This window comes from Sanguibacter gelidistatuariae, assembly GCF_900096585.1.
Taxonomy (GTDB): Bacteria; Actinomycetota; Actinomycetes; order Actinomycetales; family Cellulomonadaceae; genus Sanguibacter; species Sanguibacter gelidistatuariae.
On record NZ_FMYH01000006.1, the window covers coordinates 122,032 to 141,155 of the forward strand.

Consider the following 19,124-nt stretch of genomic DNA (forward strand, 5'->3'; position numbering starts at 1 on the left):
CGCACCTGTCCACAGCCGACCCGACTGCCCTGAGAGGGACGACCACACGTGATCATCACCATGCCTGAGACCACGGCCGGCGCCGTGGCAAAACGCCTCATCAAGATCCGCGAAGAGGGCGGCGCCGTCGCCCTCGGCCGCGTCCTCACGCTCGTCATCGTCGCCGACGAGTCGGACGTCGAGGAGTCTGTCGACGCCGCCAACGACGCCAGCCGCGAGCACCCGTGCCGCATCCTGGTGATCGCCCCCGCGAAGGGCTCCGTGACCAACCGGCTCGATGCGGAGATCCGCGTCGGCGGTGACGCCGGGGCCAGCGAGGTCATCGTCCTGCGTCCCTCGCCCGTGCTCGCAGAGCACCCCGACACGCTCATCATGGCGCTCCTGCTGCCCGACGCACCGATCGTGGCCTGGTGGCCGAGCGAGTTCCCCGCCAGCCCGTCGACGGACCTGATCGGCCAGATGGCCAAGATCCGCATCACCGACTCGATGCGCTGCGCGGACCCCCTCGAGGCGCTCAAGACCCTGCGCAGCAACCACCGGCCCGGAGACATCGACCTGGCCTGGACCCGAGTGACCGTGTGGCGGGGGCTGCTTGCCGCGGCCCTCGACCAGCCCCCCTACGAGTCCGTGACCGAGGCCGTGGTCGCGGGCGACCTGGCCCACCCCTCGGTGGACCTGCTCGCCGCCTGGATCGCGCAACGGCTCAAGTGCACGGTGTCGATCGAGCGCAACCACGCAGCGAACGCGATCACCAAGGTCGTGCTGCGCCGCAAGTCCGGGGACATCGCCCTCGTGCGCCCGGACGGCCGGATCGCGACCCTCTCCCAGCCCGGCCAGCCCGACCACCGCATCGCCCTGCCGGTCCGCGAGCTGCGCGAGTGCCTCTCCGAAGAGCTGCGCCGGCTCGACCCGGACGAGGTCTACGGGGAGGTCCTGGCCAAGGGCCTGGCCCGCGTGGAGGCGTCGCAATGACCGGCCAGCGCCTCGTCGTCGTCCATCCCGACGCCGAAGTCCTCGCCGAGGCCGCCGCCGCCCGACTCCTGACACGCATCCTCGACCTGCAGTCGGTCCGGTCCCCCGTGCACGTCGTGCTGACCGGAGGCACCGTCGGCATCAAGACCCTTGCCGCCGTCGCGAACAGCACCGTCCGCCACGCGGTCGACTGGACCGGCGTCCACCTGTGGTGGGGCGACGAGCGCTACCTGCCCGACGGCGACGCCGACCGCAACGAGACCCAGGCCCGCGGCGCGCTGCTCGATCACCTCGACGGGCTCCCCGCGGGCAACGTGCACCCGATGCCGGCGGCGGACGGCGAGCACGACGTCGACTGGGCGGCCGAGCAGTACGCCGCCGAGCTCGCCCGCTTCGCCCCCGAGGGATCGGCTGCTCCAGTCTTCGACGTCGTGCTGCTGGGCATGGGCCCCGACGCACATGTCGCGTCGCTGTTCCCCGGGCACCCGGCTGGCACCGTCACGGGTCGACCCACGGTCGGGGTGCGCAGCTCCCCCAAGCCACCGCCCGAGCGGGTCTCCCTCACCTTCGAGATGATCCAGGCCTCGAGCGAGGTATGGATCATCGCCGCGGGAGCCGAGAAGGCCGACGCCGTGTCGGCCGGCTTGGCCGGCGCCGACCGGGCGACCGCTCCCGCCGCCGCGGCGACCGGCACCCGGCTCACGCTGTGGTTGCTGGACTCGGCGGCCGCGAGCCGCTGACCGCGCCGATTCGGGGCGCCTGAGCCGAATACGAAAGGCCGGTCGACAGCGTCGACCGGCCTTTCGCGTACCTCTGTGTCGGCGACGTCTCCGTCAGCGACCGCGCCGGGCCCGCAACGTAGCGAGAGCCTCCGCGAGGAGCGCCTCGCCGTCCTCTTCGGTCCGACGTTCCTTCACGTAGGCGAGGTGCGTCTTGTACGGCACGTTGCGTTGGGTGCTCGGCGGATTCTGCTGGTCCTGCCCCGCTGGGCAGCCGCAGCTGGTGCAGTCCCAGAGCTCAGGCGCCTGGGCACCGGACTCGATCGAGAAGCTCGGACGTGTCTCATGTGAGTTCGCGCAGTAGTACGACACGAAGAACCGGGGCGCGGTGTTCCCACGCTCGGCCTCGCCCCTCGGTCCAGCGCCAACTCGCGATCCGCGGATCGCACTACCACCAGCCACAGAAGCTCCCGCTGCAGAAGAGAAAGGTCACGAGACCTTTTGGATGAGACCCAGCAGCACGACCGAGACGAACCAGACCAGGGCGAAGCCGATGGTGATGCGGTTGAGGTTGCGCTCAGCGACTCCGGAGCTGCCGACGCCGCTCGAGGCGCCGCCACCGAACATGTCCGAGAGTCCGCCACCCTTGCCCTTGTGCAGCAGGATGAGCATGATCAGGAAAGCGCTCGTCAGGACGAGGATGACGTTCAGGGCGATACGCAAGATGTCCACAGACTCGTTCTTTCTACTTCATCGATGGGTGATCCGCGCGGAGACAGACCGTGACGCACGACACGCTCCGCGTCGGGTCAAGGATAAGCCACTTGAGCGGGCCTGACGCACATGGCTCACCGAGACGGTCGTCTCGGTGAGCCACGGCACCCCGACGGCGTCGTCGACGCCGCCGGATCGTGTATCAGCCCTGGTAGCCGGCGATCTTCGCAAACTCTTCGGGGTCGAGGCTCGCCCCGCCGACGAGGGCGCCGTCGACGTCCTGCTCCTTCATGAGCTCGGCGATCGAGGAGGACTTGACCGAACCGCCATAGAGCACGCGGACGGCGTCGGCCACGTCGGCCGAGTACAGCTCCGCGAGGCGGACGCGGATGGCTCCGGCAACCTCCTGCGCGTCCTGCGGGGTGGCGACCTCGCCGGTGCCGATGGCCCAGACGGGCTCGTAGGCGATGACGACCTTGGCCGCGTCCTCGGCCGAGAAGCCGGCGAGAGCGCCGTCGACCTGGGCGAGGGCGTAGGAGACCTGGTCCCCGGCCTTGCGGATGTCGAGGGCCTCGCCCACGCAGATGATCGGGATGATGCCGTGCGCGAGGGCCGCCTTGGACTTGGCGTTGACGAGCGCGTCGTCCTCGTTGTGGTACTGGCGGCGCTCGGAGTGACCGACCGCGACGTACTTCACGCCGAGCTTGGACAGGAACACCGGGGAGATCTCGCCGGTGTACGCACCGGAGACGTGCTGTGACACGTCCTGGGCACCGTAGCTCAGCTCAAGCTTGTCGGCGTCGACGAGGGTCTGCACGCTGCGCAGGTCCGTGAACGGGACGAGCACGGTGACCTCGACGGCCGAGAAGTCGTGCTTGGCGTCCTTGAGGGTCCAGGCGAGCTTCTGCGCCAGCTGGATCGCCTCGGTGTGGTCCTTGTTCATCTTCCAGTTGCCCGCGATGAGCGGGGTACGGGAGCTAGCCATAGTGATGTCTACCTTCTACGTCGGTGCTGCGTCGGTGCGTGCGGGTGTGCGTACGTCAGGCGTCGAGGACGGCGATGCCGGGCAGCGACTTGCCCTCGAGGAACTCCAGGCTCGCGCCACCACCGGTCGAGATGTGGCTGAAGCCGGCCTCGTCGAAGCCGAGGATGCGCACGGCCGCGGCCGAGTCGCCGCCGCCGACGATCGAGAACCCGCCGTTGGCAGTCGCGTCGACGAGCGCCTGCGCGACGGCGCGGGTGCCACCGGAGAACGCCTCGAACTCGAAGACGCCGGCCGGGCCGTTCCAGACCACGGTCTTGGCGTCGACGATCTTCGATGCGAAGAGCTTCTGGGAGTCGGGGCCGATGTCCAGGCCGATCTTTCCGTCCGGGATAGCGTCCGCAGCGACGACCTCGGCGGGCGAGTCCGCCTTGAACTCGCTGGCCACGATGATGTCGGTCGGCAGGACGATCTCCACGCCGGCCTTCTCGGCGTCGGCCAGGTAACCCTTGACGGTATCGATCTGGTCGGCCTCGAGCAGGGAGTTGCCGACCGGGTAGCCCTTGGCCGCGAGGAAGGTGAAGACCATCCCGCCGCCGATCAGCAGGCGGTCGGCCTTCGTGATGAGGTTCGCGATGACGCCGAGCTTGTCGGAGACCTTCGAGCCGCCGAGGACGACGACGTAGGGACGCGCCGGGTTCTCGGTGGCCTTCTTGAGCGACTCGACCTCCTTGAGGACGAGCGAGCCCACCGCGGAGGGGAGCTTGAGCGCGATGTCGTAGACCGAGGCCTGCTTGCGGTGCACAACACCGAAGCCGTCGGACACATAGGCGTCAGCCAGCTCTGCCAGGTCGGCGGCCAGGCTTGCGCGCTCGGCCTCGTCCTTGGACGTCTCGCGCGGGTCGAAGCGGATGTTCTCGAGCAGGGCGACCTCGCCGTCCTTGAGCGCTGCAACGGTTGCCTTGGCGGACTCTCCGACGGTGTCCTTGGCCAGCGTCACCGGTGCACCGAGCAGCTCACCGAGGCGCGCGGCCACGGGAGCGAGCGAGTACTTGTCCTCGGGTGCGCCCTTGGGACGGCCCAGGTGCGCGGTCACGATGACCTTCGCGCCGGCGTCGACCAGGGACGTGAGGGTGGGGAGGGCGGCGCGGATGCGGCCGTCGTCGGTGATGGTCGTGCCATCGAGCGGCACGTTGAAGTCAGAGCGGACGAGCACGCGCTTGCCGCGCAGGTCGCCGAGATCCTCGATCGTCTTCATGAATACTCCAAGCTCAGGGGGCGGACATGCGAACGTCCGCGTGAGTGACGACTGCCTATTGGCTCATCACTCACGCGGACGCTTCATCAACTACGGGTTGCTACCCGAAGATCATCGCTGCGCGAGGATCAGAGCTTCTCGCCGACGAGGACGGTGAGGTCCACGAGACGGTTGGAGTAGCCCCACTCGTTGTCGTACCAGGAGACGACCTTGACCTGGTCGCCGATGACCTTGGTGAGGCCGGCGTCGAAGATGCTCGAGGCCGGGTCCGTCACGATGTCGGAGGAGACGATCGGGTCTTCGGTGTAGACGAGGATGCCCTTGAGGGGGCCCTCGGCTGCAGCCTTGATCGCGGCGTTGACGGACTCGACCGTGACCGGCTTGGCGGCCGTGAAGGTGAGGTCCGTCGCGGAGCCGGTGGGCACGGGGACGCGGAGCGCGTAGCCGTCGAGCTTGCCCTTGAGCTGCGGGAGAACGAGCGCCACGGCCTTGGCCGCACCGGTCGAGGTCGGGACGATGTTGATCGCTGCTGCGCGGGCGCGGCGGAGGTCGGAGTGAGGACCGTCCTGCAGGTTCTGGTCACCGGTGTACGCGTGGATCGTGGTCATGAGACCGCGCTCGATGCCGAAGGCCTCGTCGAGGACCTTTGCCATCGGGGCGAGGCAGTTCGTGGTGCACGAAGCGTTGGAGATGATGTGCATCGTCGCGGGGTCGTAGTCGCCCTCGTTCACGCCGATGACGAAGGTGCCGTCTTCGTTCTTCGCGGGTGCGGAGATGATGACCTTCTTGGCGCCGGCCTCGATGTGAGCCTTCGCCTTCGTGGCGTCAGTGAAGAAACCGGTCGACTCGATGACGATGTCAGCACCCAGTGCGCCCCAGGGCAGGTCTGCCGGGTTGCGCTCTGCGAGAGCCTTGATCTTCTTGCCGTTGACGGTGATGGAATCGTCGTCGTAGCTCACGTCAGCTGCGAGACGACCCAGAACAGAGTCGTACTTCAGCAGGTGCGCGAGAGTCTTGTTGTCCGTGAGGTCGTTGACACCGACGATCTCGATGTCTGCTCCAGACGCAAGAATTGCGCGGAAGAAGTTACGTCCAATACGACCGAAGCCGTTGATTCCGACGCGGATGGTCACTATGCCCTCCTCGGGCGCGCCGGACGAACCGACGCACGGTTGTTGACGAACGTCACGCACGTCAGCGTACGTTGGTGAGTGTGCCGAGCCCGCGCGCCACCATACGTCCTACTTGGCGCCGCGTGTACTCAACGACTTGAGCCTATACCCCCGGGGCGGGTTTTGTGAGGACTATCGTCCTGTGAGACGGCTCGGCGCCCCGAGCACCCGGTGTGCGCTGGAGTCGGCGCTCTAGAGATCGAGCAGGTCGGGGCTGAGCCCCGCCTCGGTGTCCGGGATGCCAAGCTCCTCCGCGCGCTTGTCCGCGGTGGCCAGCAGCCGCCGGATGCGACCGGCGACGGCGTCCTTGGTCAGCGGCGGGTCGGCCAGCTGCCCCAGCTCCTCGAGGGATGCCTGCTTGTGCGCCAGGCGCAGCTCACCGGCCTGGCGCAGGTGCTCGGGGAGGTCGACCCCGAGGATCTCGAAGGCCCGCTCGACGCGGGCGCCGGCCGCGACCGCGGCGCGGGCCGAGCGGCGCAGGTTGGCGTCGTCGAAGTTCGCGAGCCGGTTCGCGGTCCCGCGGACCTCTCGGCGCTGGCGTCGCTCCTCCCAGACCTTGACGGTCTCGAGCGCACCGAGGCGGGTGAGCAGTGTGCCGATCGCCTCGCCGTCGCGGATGACCACCCGGTCGACGCCGCGCACCTCGCGGGCCTTGGCGGTGATCCCCAGCCGCCGTGCGGCCCCCACGAGGGCGAGGGCGGCCTCTGGTCCGGGGCAGGTGACCTCGAGCGCAGAGGACCGTCCGGGCTCGGTCAATGAGCCGTGGGCGAGGAAGGCGCCGCGCCAGGCGGCCTCCGCCTCGCTGATGCCGGCCGAGACGACCTGGGGAGGCAGCCCGCGCACGGGGTGGCCGCGGCTGTCCAGGAGGCCGGTCTGGCGGGCCAGCGACTCACCGTCCTTGGCCACGCGGATGACGTAGCGGCTGCCTCGGCGGATACCACCGGCCGAGACGACGATGATCTCGCTCGTGTGCCCGTAGACCTCCGAGATCGCCTGCCGCAGCCGCCGCGCGGCGATCGCCGTGTCGAGCTCCGCCTCGATGACGATCCGGCCGGAGACGATGTGCAGGCCCCCGGCGAACCGCAGCATCGCCGAGACCTCGGCCTTGCGGCACGAGGTCTTGTCGATGGGAAGTCGGGCTAGTTCATCTTTCACCTGAGCCGTGAGCGCCATGAGGCAATCCTGCCATCGTTCCAGGTGGCCGATCACCTCCCTCGGCGAATGGCCTCAGGTGCTGAGCGTGCCGACGTCACCGAGGAAGTTGTCGAACACGTCCCGATAGGCGGCCGCCAGCCGCAGCGGGTCGTGACGGGCTGTCCCGTCGCTGCGGCGCACCTGCCGCATGATGAGCCGCGCGCCCATCCGCTCGACCTCGGCGATCAGCAGTTCCGGGTCGTCGACCGCGGACGGGTCGGCCAGGACAGCGTCGATGCGCAGGCCCGGCGCGTGCTCGTAGAGGGCCCGGATGTGCTCGACGACGGTCATGCCATGGGTCTCGTTCGTGTCGCTGGCGAGGTTGAGGGTCAGGCAGCGCCGCCCGCCGGTCGTGTGCAGGGCCTCGGCCAGCTCGGGTACCAGCAGGTGGGGCATGACCGAGGAGAACCACGACCCGGGTCCCAGGACGATCCAGTCGGCCTCCATGACGGCGGCCACCGCGTCCGGGTGGGCCGGCGGGTCGGCCGGGATGAGGCGGATCCGCTCGACCCGACCGTCGGTCGCGCCGACTGCAGACTGTCCCACGATCGTGCGGACCTCTCCCCCGACGATGAGGTCGGCCTCGATCGAGAGCGGCACGGAGGACATCGGCAGCACCCGTCCGCGCGCACCGAGGAGCTTGCCCACGAGGTCGAGGCCTTCCACGCAGTCTCCGAGCTGCTCCCAGAGCGCGACGATCAGGAGGTTCCCGACGGCATGCTGATCGAGCGGCCCGTCGGAGATGAACCGGTGCTGGAGCACGTCACGCCAGGTGCGACCCCAGTCGGAGTCGTCGCACAGGGCGGCCAGTGCCATCCGCAGGTCGCCCGGGGGGAGCACGCCCAGCTCGGACCGCAGCCTCCCGGACGAGCCGCCGTCGTCGGCCACCGTGACCACGGCGGCGAGCTTGCCGGACATGAGACGCAGCGCCGACAGGCTCGCCGAGAGCCCGTGCCCACCGCCGAGCGCGACGACGGAAGGGTTGTCGAGGGACCCCACGCTCATTCCTTCCCGAGGTCCCGGGCGGTCACGGCGACCGGGTGGCCCAGGTCGCGCAGCCGCTGGGCGATCGCCTCGCTCACCGCGACCGAGCGGTGCTTGCCACCCGTGCAGCCGATCGCGATGGTCACGTATCGCTTCTCCTCGTTGAGGTAGCCGCTCAGCACGGGTTCGAGGGCGGCGACGTACCGGTCGATGAACTCGGTCGCCCCGGGCAGCCCGAGGACAAAGTCCCGGACCGGGGCGTCGCGGCCGGTGAGGTGGCGCAGCTCGGTGATCCAGTACGGGTTGGCGAGGAAGCGCATGTCGACGACGTGGTCGGCGTCGAGCGGGATCCCGTACTTGAAGCCGAAGGAGACGACATTGATCCGCAGGGCCTCGTGGCTCGCCTCGGCGACGGACTTGCGCACCTCGCGGGCGAGGTCGTGGACGTTGAGGTCCGACGTGTCGATGAGCACGTCGGAGCGGGAGCGCATGGCCCCCAGCAGGTGACGCTCGGTCTCGATCCCGTCGAGGATCCGGCCATCAGCCTGGAGCGGGTGCGGGCGGCGCACCTGCTCGAACCGGCGCACGAGCACCTCGTCGGAGGCGTCGAGGAAGAGGATTCGGTAGTGGATTCCCCGCTTGCTGAACCGGGTCAGCACGTCGTTGAGGTCATTGAAGAACTCGCGTCCGCGGACGTCGACGACGGCGCCGACCCGGGTGATCGACGACCCGGCACGGGTCATCATGTCGACGAGCGGGACAAGCATCTTGGGCGGCAGGTTGTCGACCACGTACCAGTCGAGGTCCTCGAGCACCATCGCGGCGCGGGACCGGCCGGCGCCGGACATGCCGGTGATGATCAGGACCTCGCTCGTCGGAGGCTCGGGCGGGTGGGTCACGGCTTCGACGGCGGGGATACCTTGCGGAACGGTCATCGGAGCTGCCTCGTCAGTCATGGGCCTAGCATGCCAGGCATCGCGTGGTCAGGGTGGCATCGCACGGTACAGGGCGCGATCAGGGCGCCACGCCGGAGGTGACCTGGCTCGCATCGCCGGCCGGGTTGCCGGAGGCTGCTGCCACGGCGGCCTCCCCGTCGACCGGCCTTAGGGCCGCCACGACCGCCTCCGCGGTGCGCTGCCCCATCCCGGGGACCGTGACGATCTCCTCGACGGACGCGGCCCGCAGGCGTTTGAGCGACCCGAAGTGGCGCAGCAGCGCGCCCTTGCGCGCCGGTCCGAGGCCCGGGACGTCGTCGAGCAGGGAGACGGTCATGCCCTTGCCGCGCTTGGAGCGGTGGGCATTGATCGCGAAGCGGTGGGCCTCGTCGCGGACGCGTTGCAGCAGGTAGAGGCCCTCGGAGGACCGCTGCAGGATGACGGGGTACTCCTCCGCCGGGATCCAGACCTCCTCCAGGCGCTTGGCCAGGCCGCACAGCGCGACGTCGTCGATGCCCAGGTCGGCCAGCGCGCGCGCGGCCGCGGCGACCTGGGGCGGGCCGCCGTCGACCACCACGAGGTTGGGCGGGTAGGCGAAGCGGCGGCGCTGCGCGCCCTCACCCTCCCCCACCTCCGGACCGACCTCGCCGGAGACGCGCACGGCGACCGACTCGAGCTCAAGCTCCCCCGAGGCCGAGCGGTCCGTGAGGTACCGCTTGAACCGCCGGGTGATGACCTCGTACATGGCCGCGGTGTCGTCCCGGGCGCCCTCACCCTCGGGGCCGCGGATCGTGAAGGTCCGGTACTCGCTCTTGCGCGGGAGGCCGTCCTCGAAGACGACCATCGAGGCCGCCTGATAGGTGCCCTGGGTCGTGGAGATGTCGTAGCACTCGATCCGCAGAGGTGCGCTGTCGAGTTCGAGCGCCTCCTGGAGCTCGCGCAGCGCGAGGCTGCGGGTCGTGAGGTCCCCGGCCCGCCGGGTGCGGTGCAGGGCGAGGGCGTGCTCGGCGTTCTTGCGCACGGTCTCGGCAAGCTCACGCTTGTCCCCGCGCTGGGGAACCCGCACGTCGACCTTCGCTCCGCGCAGCCCGGAGAGCCACGCCGACATCTCTTCGGTGTGGGTCGGCAGCATGGGGACGAGCACCTCCCGTGGCACGAGTCCGCTGTCGCGCGAGGCGGCCTGGTCTCCCCCGGCGCTCTCGTCGGCGGTCCCGTAGACCTGCTGGAGCAGGTGCTCGACGAGGTCCGCGTCCGTGACGTCCTCAACCTTCTCCACGACCCAGCCGCGCTGGCCACGGATCCGCCCGCCGCGGACGTGGAACACCTGGACCGCGGCCTCGAGGTCGTCCCCGACGAGGGCGAAGATGTCCGCGTCCGTGCCGTCGTCGAGCACGACGGCGTTCTTCTCCATCGCGCGCTGCAGCGCCTGGATGTCGTCGCGCAACCGGGCGGCCTGCTCATACTCCATGTTCTGGGCGGCCATCGTCATCTCGTCGGTGAGACGGCGGACGAACTTGCCGGTGTCACCGGCCATGAAGGCGCAGAAGTCCTCCGCGAGGGCCCGGTGCTCGTCCTTGCTCACCCGGTCGACGCAGGGGGCCGAGCACTTGTCGATGTAGCCCAGCAGGCAGGGGCGCCCGGACTGCTGGGCGCGGCGGTACACCCCCGCCGAGCACGTGCGGATCGGGAACACCCGCAAGAGCAGGTCGAGGGTCTCCCGGATCGCCCAGGCGTGCGGGAACGGGCCGAAGTACCGGGTGCCCGCTCGTTTGGCGCCGCGCATCACCTGCGCCCGCGGGACCGACTCGCCCATCGTCACCGCGAGGTAGGGGTAGGACTTGTCGTCGCGGTACTTGACGTTGAAGCGCGGGTCGTACTCCTTGATCCAGGAGTATTCGAGAGCGAGTGCCTCGACCTCCGTATTCACGACGGTCCACTCCACGGAGCATGCGGTCGTGACCATCGACTGGGTGCGCGGGTGCAGCGAGGCCAGGTCTTGGAAGTAGTTGGCGAGCCGGGCGCGCAGGTTCTTCGCCTTGCCCACGTAGATGACCCGGCCGTGCTCGTCACGGAAACGGTAGACACCCGGGGTGGTTGGGATCTCCCCCGGGGCGGGTCGGTACGTTGCTGGGTCAGCCATGCTTCGAGCCTAGTTCAGACGTCTGACAGTCCTCGTGCGGGTATCGCCGCGGGCGACACGCGCAGACGTGATGGGTGTCACATTCTTAGGCTTGCGGCTACGGTGTGGGGCATGGGCGCCTTTCACTCGTACACGACAGCCATCACCTGGACCGGCGCGGGCACCGAAGGGACCGCCTCCTACACCAGCTATTCCCGAGATCACCTCGTCGGCGCAGAGGGCAAGCCGGATATCTTGGCGAGCGCCGACCCTGCGTTCCGGGGCGACCCTGCGCGGCACAACCCGGAGGAGCTCTTTGTCGCGAGCCTCTCCCAGTGCCACATGCTGTGGTTCTTGCACATGGCCGCCGTGGCCGGGGTCGTGGTCCGGTCGTACACCGACACCGCGGTGGGCACCATGCGGGTCGAGTCCGCCGGAGCTGGCCAGTTCACCGAGATCGAGTTGCGACCCCGCGTCATAATCGACGACGACGACGCGCCGGACCGCGACGCCCGGATCGCGGAGCTGCACGAGCGCGCGCACGCGCACTGCTTCATCTCCCGGTCGGTCAACTTCCCGGTCCGCATCATCCCAGCGGTGCGTCCCGCCGTGGCCGCCGCCCACGCCGGTCACCCCTTCCGCTGAGTGCGGTCAAACGGTTGCCCTCTGTCCGATTTGGGCAGCCATTCGAGCGCACTCAGCGAGGTCGCTGGCGGGGTTGTCCACAGGTCCTGCTAAAACGTGCCGAAGTACCCGGGTCGGACGTAGTGTCGGGTGCATGACTTTTCGAGGGTCGAGGCGCCGCCGCTGGGCGGTCGTGACCGTTGGCGGTGCGCTGGTTCTCGGGGGCTGCACGGACGGATCCTCGGCTGGCCCGGCGGCCACCCCTTCACACGGGCCGACGACGTCACCGTCCGCCCCGGAGCCGACGACGGACCCCACGCCGCGCCCCACCGGCACGGCAGCATCGACTCCCCCGGTGAAGCCAGCCGCGATGGCCAACGACGACGAAGCTGGGGCACGCGCCGCGGCTGAGTACTTCGTGGAGCTGTACGGGTACGCGGTCCAGAGCCAGGACCTCGTGGAGTTCACCAACTTCTGCGATCCGGCGAGTGTCTTCTGCAGCGGCGTGATTGATGATGTGAACGCGGATATTACTGCAGGGACGCGCACCGAAGGTGGCGCATCAGTCCTTCACGTGTACCGGGTAGACGTCCCAGCCGCAGACGCGTTCTACACGGTATGGGGACGCGTCGACAGAGACCCGTTCATAGCTGTCGGTGCCGATGGTTCGACGATCTTTGAATCGGACGGTGAAGACGCCCTCGATTTCGCAGTAGCCGTTGAACATATCCCGGGTCACGGTTGGCTTACGCGAGCGGCAAAACCCGGAATCGTGCCGATCTCATGAATGCGGCGCTTCGACTTCTCATCACAATCGCCGCGGCGGCACTTCTCCAGGCAACAGCACCATCCTCACTGAGCGCCGACATTGGTCCTGGAGCGAACCGATGCGCTCAAGGCCCAACGAGAGACCTCGGTGCGGCTGCAGGTGACAGCGCCTGGGACCTGACAGCGACCGCGACTGGTCGAGGCTGCGGTGGACCGGCCAAGGGAGCGATCCCTGCTTCACCCCAACCCACCCTCATCACGAGCACCAACGTCTGCGTGCCGACGACTATCTACGAGACTGCCAACATTGCAGCCGCCTGCGTGGGACAGGCCGGCCTTGACCTGCAGACATGCGACCCCGACCTCGGCTTCACAGTCAACCCGACAGTCATCCAGACCCTCCAGGCAGACGGCACCTACTCCGAACCGGAACTGAATTCGGTTCTGGTCTGCAACCGCGCCCCAGGTACGGCCCCTCTCGTCGTCACCCAGGCGGACTTCCGCACCCTGCGGCTCACGCCCTCAGCCATCGTCGTCGGACCCACCCAGGGCTGGGTCCCGGTCAACATGATTGCCGTCGTCTATACCGACGCCCAGCCCCAGGTCATCACCACGACCCTGCTCGGCCAGCCGGTCACAGTCCGCGCCACACCCCACGACTTCGTCTGGGACTGGGCCGACGGCTCCACCCCGACCACCACGACCGACCCCGGTCAGCCTTGGCCCAACCACACCGTCGCGTACGCCTACACCCGGGCCGGCCAGTACACCGTCACCATGACGACCACCTGGACCGGGGAATACTCCCTCGATAGCGGCGCGACCTACACACCCATCACCGGTACCGCCGCAACCATCAGCACCGCACCACCCCTCACCGTCAAAGAGCTCCGCACCCACCTCGTCGAAGACCCGATCAGCTGAGCAGAACGGTCCAGCCATGCAGCACGGCCCAGCCGAGCACTCACTCCTTGAGCTTGGCCCGTGACCGGCTCGCCGGCTTCTTCGGTGCGGCCTTCGTCGCCGTCGCCGCGACCTTTCGGGGCTTGGCCACCCCGACGGGGGTGTGGCCTGCGAGCACGGGGCCGAGGAACCGCCCCGTGTGGCTCGCCTCGACTGTCGAGATGTGCTCTGGGGTCCCCTCGGCGACCACCAACCCGCCGCCGGACCCGCCCTCGGGGCCCATGTCGATGACCCAGTCGGCATTCTTGATGACATCGAGGTTGTGCTCGATGACCAGAACCGAGTTGCCCTTGTCGACAAGCGTCTGCAGCACCGCGAGCAGCTTGCGGATGTCCTCGAAGTGCAGGCCGGTCGTCGGCTCGTCGAGCACGTAGATGGTGCGCCCGGTCGACCGCTTCTGAAGTTCGCTCGCGAGCTTCACACGCTGCGCCTCACCACCCGACAGCGTCGGGGCTGGCTGCCCCAGGCGGACGTAACCGAGGCCGACGTCGACCAGGGTCTTGAGGTGCCGGGAGATCGCCGGAACCGCGGCGAAGAACTCCGATGCCTCCTCGATCGGCATGTTGAGCACGTCGGCGACGGTCTTGCCCTTGAAGTGCACCTCGAGCGTCTCGCGGTTGTACCGCGCCCCGTGGCACACCTCGCACGGCACGTAGACGTCGGGCAGGAAGTTCATCTCGATCTTGATCGTGCCGTCGCCCGAGCAGGACTCGCAGCGGCCGCCCTTGACGTTGAAGGAGAACCTGCCGGGCAGGTAGCCGCGGACCTTGGCCTCGGTCGTCTCGGCGAAGAGCTTGCGCACGTGGTCCCAGACCCCGGTGTACGTCGCGGGGTTGGACCGTGGCGTCCGCCCGATCGGCCCCTGGTCGACGTGGACGACCTTGTCGAGGTGCTCGAGCCCGGTGACACGTTTGTGCCGTCCGGCGACCTGACGCGCCCCGTTGAGCTCGTTGGCCAGCACGGTGTAGAGGATCGAGTTGACGAGGGTGGACTTGCCCGACCCAGACACTCCGGTGATCGCAGTGAGCACGCCCAGCGGGAACGAGACGTCGATCCCGGTGAGGTTGTGCTCGCGCGCACCGACCACGGTGAGCTCGCGGGAACGGTCGATCGCGCGACGCTCGGCGGGCATGGGGATCGACCGCCGTCCGGACAGGTACGCACCGGTGACCGAGTCCTTGGCCTCGAGCAGCCCGGCGTAGTCGCCGGAGTGCACCACGTGACCGCCGTGCTCCCCGGCACCGGGACCGATGTCGACGATCCAGTCGGCCGCCCGGATCGTGTCCTCGTCGTGCTCGACGACGATCAGCGTGTTCCCGAGGTCCCGCAGCCGGGTGAGAGTCCCGATGAGACGGTGGTTGTCGCGCTGGTGCAGGCCGATGCTCGGCTCGTCGAGCACGTAGAGCACCCCGACCAGACCCGAGCCGATCTGCGTGGCCAGCCGGATGCGCTGCGCCTCGCCTCCGGACAGCGTGCCGGCCGGTCGCATGAGGGAGAGGTAGTCGAGCCCGACGTCGAGCAGGAAGCCCAGACGGTCCTGGATCTCCTTGAGCACCTGCACCGCGATGGCGCGCTCGCGCACGCCGAGGTCGAGGTTGTTGAGGAAGTCGCGGCACTCGCGCAGCGGCATCTCGCACACCTGCGCGATGGACTTGCCGCCGACGCGGACCGCGAGGACCTCGGGCTTGAGCCGCGTCCCCTGGCAGACGGGGCACGGGACCTCACGCATGTAGGCCTCGTACTTCTCCTTCGACCATTCCGACTCGGTCTCGGAGTGGCGGCGCTCGAGGAAGGTCATGACGCCTTCGAAGCCGGTCGAGTACTGCCGCTCGCGTCCCCACCGGTTGCGGTACTTGACCTGGACCTCGTGGTCTTCGCCGAAGAGGACTGCGTGGCGGGCGCGCTCGGGCAGCGCGCGCCACGGGGTGTCCATCGAGAAGCCGAGGTCGGAGGCGAGCGCGGAGAGCACCCGGACGAAGTACTCCGAGGAGATCTGCGCCCACGGTGCGACGGCGCCCTCGGCGAGCGTGCGCTCCTCGTCGGGGACCACCAGCTCGGGGTCGACCTCGAGGCGCTGACCGATGCCGGTACACTCCGGGCACGCACCGTAGGGCGCGTTGAAGGAGAAGGTGCGGGGCTCGATCTCGTCGAGGGTGAGCACGTGGTCGTTGGGGCACGCGCGGTGCTCGGAGAACCGGCGCTCGCGCAGCGGGTCTGACGCGTCGGCATCGACGAGCTCGACGACGACGAGGCCGCCGGCGAGGCCGAGTGCGGTCTCGACCGAGTCGGTCAGGCGCCGCTGGACGCCCTCGCGGGCGACGAGGCGATCGATGACCACCTCGATCGTGTGCTTGAGCTTCTTCTCGAGGGCGGGCGGCTCGGTGAGCTGGACCACCTCGCCGTCGACCCGGGCGCGCGCGAAGCCCTTCGCCTGGAGCTCCTTGAAGAGGTCGGCGTACTCCCCCTTGCGGCCGCGGACGACGGGGGCCAGCACCTGATAGCGGGTGCCCTCGGGCAGCTCGAGCAGCCGGTCGACGATCTGCTGGGGGGTCTGTGCGGTGACCCGCTCCCCGCAGACGGGGCAGTACTGCGTGCCCGCGCGGGCGAAGAGCAGGCGCAGGTAGTCGTAGACCTCGGTGATCGTGCCGACCGTGGACCGAGGGTTCCGGTTCGTCGACTTCTGGTCGATCGAGACGGCCGGGGACAGGCCTTCGATGAAGTCGACGTCGGGCTTGTCCATCTGGCCGAGGAACTGGCGCGCGTAGGCGGACAGCGACTCGACGTAGCGGCGTTGCCCCTCGGCGAAGATCGTGTCGAACGCCAGGGACGACTTCCCTGAGCCGGACAGGCCAGTGAAGACGATGAGCTTGTCCCTGGGGAGGTCAAGATCGACGTTACGGAGGTTGTGCTCACGGGCACCTTGGACGACGAGGCGGTCACTCACCTCCCCATCGTAGGGGCAGAACCTCGATACGTACACCTGTTCGATGATGTGAGTTTGATCCGCTGGTGAGCTCCGGGCTCCGCCCCGTCGAGGTGCCCCGGCGGACGGGGACACGCACAATCGTGAGGTGAACGCCGAACACGCACCGACCCCCACCCCGATCGCCGACTACGCCGTCCTGGGCGACGGCCGGTCGTGCGCCCTGGTGAGCAGGACCGGCTCGATCGACTGGCTGTGCCTGCCCGCGATCGACTCTCCGGCCTGCTTCGCAGCCCTGCTCGGCACCCCTGACCACGGCAGATGGCTGCTGACCGTGCCCGATGCGCACCGCACGGAGCGCCGATACGTCGGCGACTCCTTCGTCCTGGAGACGACGTACACGAGCCCGACCGGGCGGGCCCGGGTCACCGACGTGATGATCTCCTCCCACGGACGGGCCGACGTCGTGCGCATGATCGAGGTGCTCACCGGAACCGTCACGGTCGAGCATGAGTGGGTCGTGCGGTTCGGGTATGGCGCGTACGTGCCGTGGGTGCACCGGGTGGAGGATCGCGGGACCCACGCCATCCGCGCCTTCGCCGGTCCGGACTCGCTGCTGCTGCGTGGGCCCCGGCTCCCCCGCGGTGCCCACCACCGCCACCGGGACGTCTTCACAGGTGTCACTGGCGACCGGCTCACCTTCACCTCCACGTGGGTGGCGTCGTGGGACCCGACCCCCGACGTGATCGACACGGACGAGCGGAGGACGCGGTCGGCTCGGGACTGGCACGAGTGGGCCGCTCGGTGCCGCTACGACGGCCCGCACCGCGACCCGCTCATCCGGTCGCTCCTCGTGCTCAGGCTGCTGACCAGCAGCGAGACCGGAGGCATCGTCGCCGCGGCGACGACCTCCCTGCCGGAGCGGATCGGCGGGAAGCGCAACTGGGACTACCGCTTCTGCTGGCTCCGGGACGCCGCCATGGCCCTCGAGGCGCTCATCGAGTCCGGCTACGACGACGAGTCCTCCGGCTGGCGCGACTGGTTGCTCCGCGCGGTAGCCGGGGACCCCGCCGACGTCCAGATCATGTACGGCATCGACGGGCGACGCGACCTGCCCGAACGCACCCTGGATCATCTCCCGGGATATGCCGGGTCAGGACCGGTGCGGATCGGCAACGCCGCCGTCGGGCAGGTGCAGAACGACGTGCTCGGCGAAGTCATGTGGGCCCTCGACATGGCCCGCGACGCGGGCCTCGCCGAGAGCGCCGAGAGCTGGTCTCTTCAGCGCCATCTCATCAACGACCTGGTCCGGCGGTGGGACCGTCCTGACCGGGGCATCTGGGAGGTGCGAGGTCCGATGCGCGACTTCGTCCACTCGCGGGTCATGAGCTGGGCCGCGATCGATCGGGCGATCCACGCCTTCGAGGCCCATGGCCTCCCCGGGCCCGTGGACGTCTGGCGTGCCGCCCGGTCCCAGATCCACGACCAGGTCATGGAGCGCGGCTGGGACGCCGATCTCAACTCCTTTGTCCAGTACTACGGGGCTTCCCACACCGACGCGGCCCTCCTGCAGATGGTCCAGGTCGGATTCCTGGGCGCGGACGATCCCCGGTTCCTGGGGACGGTCGAGGCAATCCGGACGACCCTGACGGACCCGTATGGCTTCACCCGGCGATATGCGACCGACGCCACCCGGGACGGGGTGGGCGGAGAGGAGTCTCCCTTTGTCGTCTGCTCCTTCTGGCTCGTCGACGCGCTCGCCCGGTGCGGGGACACCGTCCGGGCGCATGCGATGTTCGATCACGTGGTCACCTCGGCCAACGACCTCGGCCTGATGGCCGAGGAGTACGACGGCGCGGCTCGCCAGATGACCGGCAACTTCCCGCAGGCCTTCTCCCACCTCGGCCTGGTCCGCGCGGTGCACAGCCTGGACCGGGCCGACGCGGCGGCTGGAGCGACGGACGCGGGTAGTGAGGCCGGTGCGTCGGTCGCCGCCAGTCGTTCGGCGGACGGCGCCGCCCGCCTCTCCCGTGGTGGTGAGACGATCTGAGCATGACGACTCACGGAGAAGGTCACAACGAGACGACTGGCTACGACGGTCGGGTCCATACCCAGGGCCCGACGGCGCTCCGGCGGCTCGACGAGGTCGACATCCGCAAGGCGCGGGTCGGCGCCTTGGGCAACAACGCCTACCTGCTCACGTGCCGCAGGAGCGGCCACCAGCTCCTCATCGACGCCGCGGCCGACTCCGACCGGCTGCTCGAGGTCGTCCGCGAAGGCTCACCGTCCACCGAGCTCGGGCTGATCGTCACGACTCACCGCCACCGCGACCATCACGGGGCCCTCGAGGACCTGGTCGCCGTGACCGGTGCCCGCACGGCCGCCGGCGCCGAGGACGCCGAGGCCATCCCCGTCCCGACTCACCGCCTGCTCCGCCACGGCGATACCGTGACTGTGGGCCACCTGTCGCTCGAGGTGGTGTCCTTGCGCGGGCATACCCCCGGATCGGTCGCACTGCTGCTCATCGAACCGTCTTCGGTGGACGTGCCCGGCGCGGTGGCCGGTCGCGCGCACCTGTTCACCGGGGACTCCCTCTTCCCCGGCGGGCTCGGCAACACCGACCACGATGCCGCGCGGTTCACCCAGCTCTTCGACGACGTGACCTCACGAGTCTTCGACCGCCTGCCGGACGACACCTGGGTGTACCCGGGGCACGGCGACGACACAACGCTCGGCGCCGAGCGCCCCCACCTCAAGAGCTGGCGCGAACGCGGCTGGTGAAACGGCGCGTCGGCGC

Annotated in this window: 17 protein-coding genes; 7 read left to right on the forward strand and 10 right to left on the reverse strand. The window is 69.2% G+C overall.

Annotation, left to right across the window (positions count from 1 at the left end; all coding sequences use genetic code 11):
- The first annotated feature begins 48 nt into the window (after window positions 1–48).
- Together BLQ50_RS13590 and pgl are read left to right on the forward strand one after the other, a co-directional pair.
- Window positions 49–972 (forward strand): glucose-6-phosphate dehydrogenase assembly protein OpcA, encoded by a 924-nt coding sequence (locus BLQ50_RS13590; RefSeq protein ID WP_093184602.1) that lies wholly within the window; start codon window positions 49–51, stop codon window positions 970–972.
- Window positions 969–1,712 carry a 6-phosphogluconolactonase gene (gene pgl, locus BLQ50_RS13595; RefSeq protein ID WP_093184603.1) on the forward strand — a complete coding sequence of 248 codons (744 nt, stop codon included), beginning with the start codon at window positions 969–971 and terminating at the stop codon, window positions 1,710–1,712. Before BLQ50_RS13590 ends, pgl begins: the two co-directional genes overlap by 4 nt.
- 93 nt (window positions 1,713–1,805) lie before the next feature.
- Here pgl and BLQ50_RS13600 read toward each other — a convergent pair whose 3' ends face one another.
- The 9 genes from BLQ50_RS13600 to uvrC form a co-directional block, all read right to left on the reverse strand.
- Window positions 1,806–2,153: an RNA polymerase-binding protein RbpA gene (locus BLQ50_RS13600; protein WP_093184606.1), complete on the reverse strand. Its 348-nt coding sequence runs from the start codon at window positions 2,151–2,153 to the stop codon at window positions 1,806–1,808.
- A gap of 27 nt (window positions 2,154–2,180) precedes the next feature.
- Window positions 2,181–2,423: a preprotein translocase subunit SecG gene (gene secG, locus BLQ50_RS13605; protein ID WP_093184608.1), complete on the reverse strand. Its 243-nt coding sequence runs from the start codon at window positions 2,421–2,423 to the stop codon at window positions 2,181–2,183.
- Window positions 2,424–2,607: 184 nt separating this feature from the next.
- The gene (gene tpiA, locus BLQ50_RS13610) at window positions 2,608–3,390 is read right to left on the reverse strand and encodes a triose-phosphate isomerase (RefSeq protein WP_093184611.1); all 783 of its coding nucleotides are present in this window, start codon (window positions 3,388–3,390) and stop codon (window positions 2,608–2,610) included.
- Window positions 3,391–3,445: 55 nt separating this feature from the next.
- Complete coding sequence (locus tag BLQ50_RS13615) at window positions 3,446–4,645, reverse strand: phosphoglycerate kinase (RefSeq protein WP_093184615.1); 1,200 nt, start codon at window positions 4,643–4,645, stop codon at window positions 3,446–3,448.
- Window positions 4,646–4,773: 128 nt separating this feature from the next.
- On the reverse strand, window positions 4,774–5,778 hold the full coding sequence (gene gap, locus BLQ50_RS13620; RefSeq protein ID WP_093184617.1) for a type I glyceraldehyde-3-phosphate dehydrogenase: 1,005 nt from the start codon (window positions 5,776–5,778) through the stop codon (window positions 4,774–4,776).
- A gap of 231 nt (window positions 5,779–6,009) precedes the next feature.
- Window positions 6,010–6,990: a DNA-binding protein WhiA gene (gene whiA / locus BLQ50_RS13625; RefSeq protein ID WP_093184620.1), complete on the reverse strand. Its 981-nt coding sequence runs from the start codon at window positions 6,988–6,990 to the stop codon at window positions 6,010–6,012.
- Between the two features lie 54 nt (window positions 6,991–7,044).
- Complete coding sequence (locus tag BLQ50_RS13630) at window positions 7,045–8,016, reverse strand: gluconeogenesis factor YvcK family protein (RefSeq protein WP_093184622.1); 972 nt, start codon at window positions 8,014–8,016, stop codon at window positions 7,045–7,047.
- A complete protein-coding gene (gene rapZ / locus BLQ50_RS13635; RefSeq protein ID WP_093184625.1) occupies window positions 8,013–8,951 on the reverse strand; it encodes an RNase adapter RapZ in 939 nt (312 codons plus the stop codon). Before rapZ ends, BLQ50_RS13630 begins: the two co-directional genes overlap by 4 nt.
- A 58-nt stretch (window positions 8,952–9,009) precedes the next feature.
- Window positions 9,010–11,070, reverse strand: a complete 2,061-nt coding sequence (uvrC, locus tag BLQ50_RS13640) for an excinuclease ABC subunit UvrC (RefSeq protein ID WP_093184627.1) — start codon at window positions 11,068–11,070, stop codon at window positions 9,010–9,012.
- Window positions 11,071–11,181: 111 nt separating this feature from the next.
- Between uvrC and BLQ50_RS13645 the strand changes: the two genes are divergently transcribed.
- The 3 genes from BLQ50_RS13645 (at window position 11,182) to BLQ50_RS13650 (ending at window position 13,365) form a co-directional block, all read left to right on the forward strand.
- On the forward strand, window positions 11,182–11,694 hold the full coding sequence (locus tag BLQ50_RS13645) for an OsmC family protein (protein WP_093184630.1): 513 nt from the start codon (window positions 11,182–11,184) through the stop codon (window positions 11,692–11,694).
- Between the two features lie 133 nt (window positions 11,695–11,827).
- Window positions 11,828–12,460: a DUF6318 family protein gene (locus BLQ50_RS18390; RefSeq protein ID WP_281181326.1), complete on the forward strand. Its 633-nt coding sequence runs from the start codon at window positions 11,828–11,830 to the stop codon at window positions 12,458–12,460.
- Window positions 12,461–12,717: 257 nt separating this feature from the next.
- Window positions 12,718–13,365, forward strand: coding sequence for a hypothetical protein (locus BLQ50_RS13650; protein ID WP_093184632.1), 648 nt, complete (start codon window positions 12,718–12,720; stop codon window positions 13,363–13,365).
- A gap of 40 nt (window positions 13,366–13,405) precedes the next feature.
- Here the strand turns inward: BLQ50_RS13650 and uvrA are convergent, their stop codons facing one another.
- Window positions 13,406–16,348, reverse strand: a complete 2,943-nt coding sequence (uvrA, locus tag BLQ50_RS13655; RefSeq protein ID WP_093184635.1) for an excinuclease ABC subunit UvrA — start codon at window positions 16,346–16,348, stop codon at window positions 13,406–13,408.
- Between the two features lie 127 nt (window positions 16,349–16,475).
- Here uvrA and BLQ50_RS13660 point away from each other — a divergent pair, with 127 nt between their 5' ends.
- Window positions 16,476–18,377: a glycoside hydrolase family 15 protein gene (locus BLQ50_RS13660; RefSeq protein ID WP_093184638.1), complete on the forward strand. Its 1,902-nt coding sequence runs from the start codon at window positions 16,476–16,478 to the stop codon at window positions 18,375–18,377.
- Between the two features lie 2 nt (window positions 18,378–18,379).
- The gene (locus BLQ50_RS13665; RefSeq protein ID WP_093184641.1) at window positions 18,380–19,108 is read left to right on the forward strand and encodes an MBL fold metallo-hydrolase; all 729 of its coding nucleotides are present in this window, start codon (window positions 18,380–18,382) and stop codon (window positions 19,106–19,108) included.
- Window positions 19,109–19,124 lie beyond the last annotated feature (16 nt).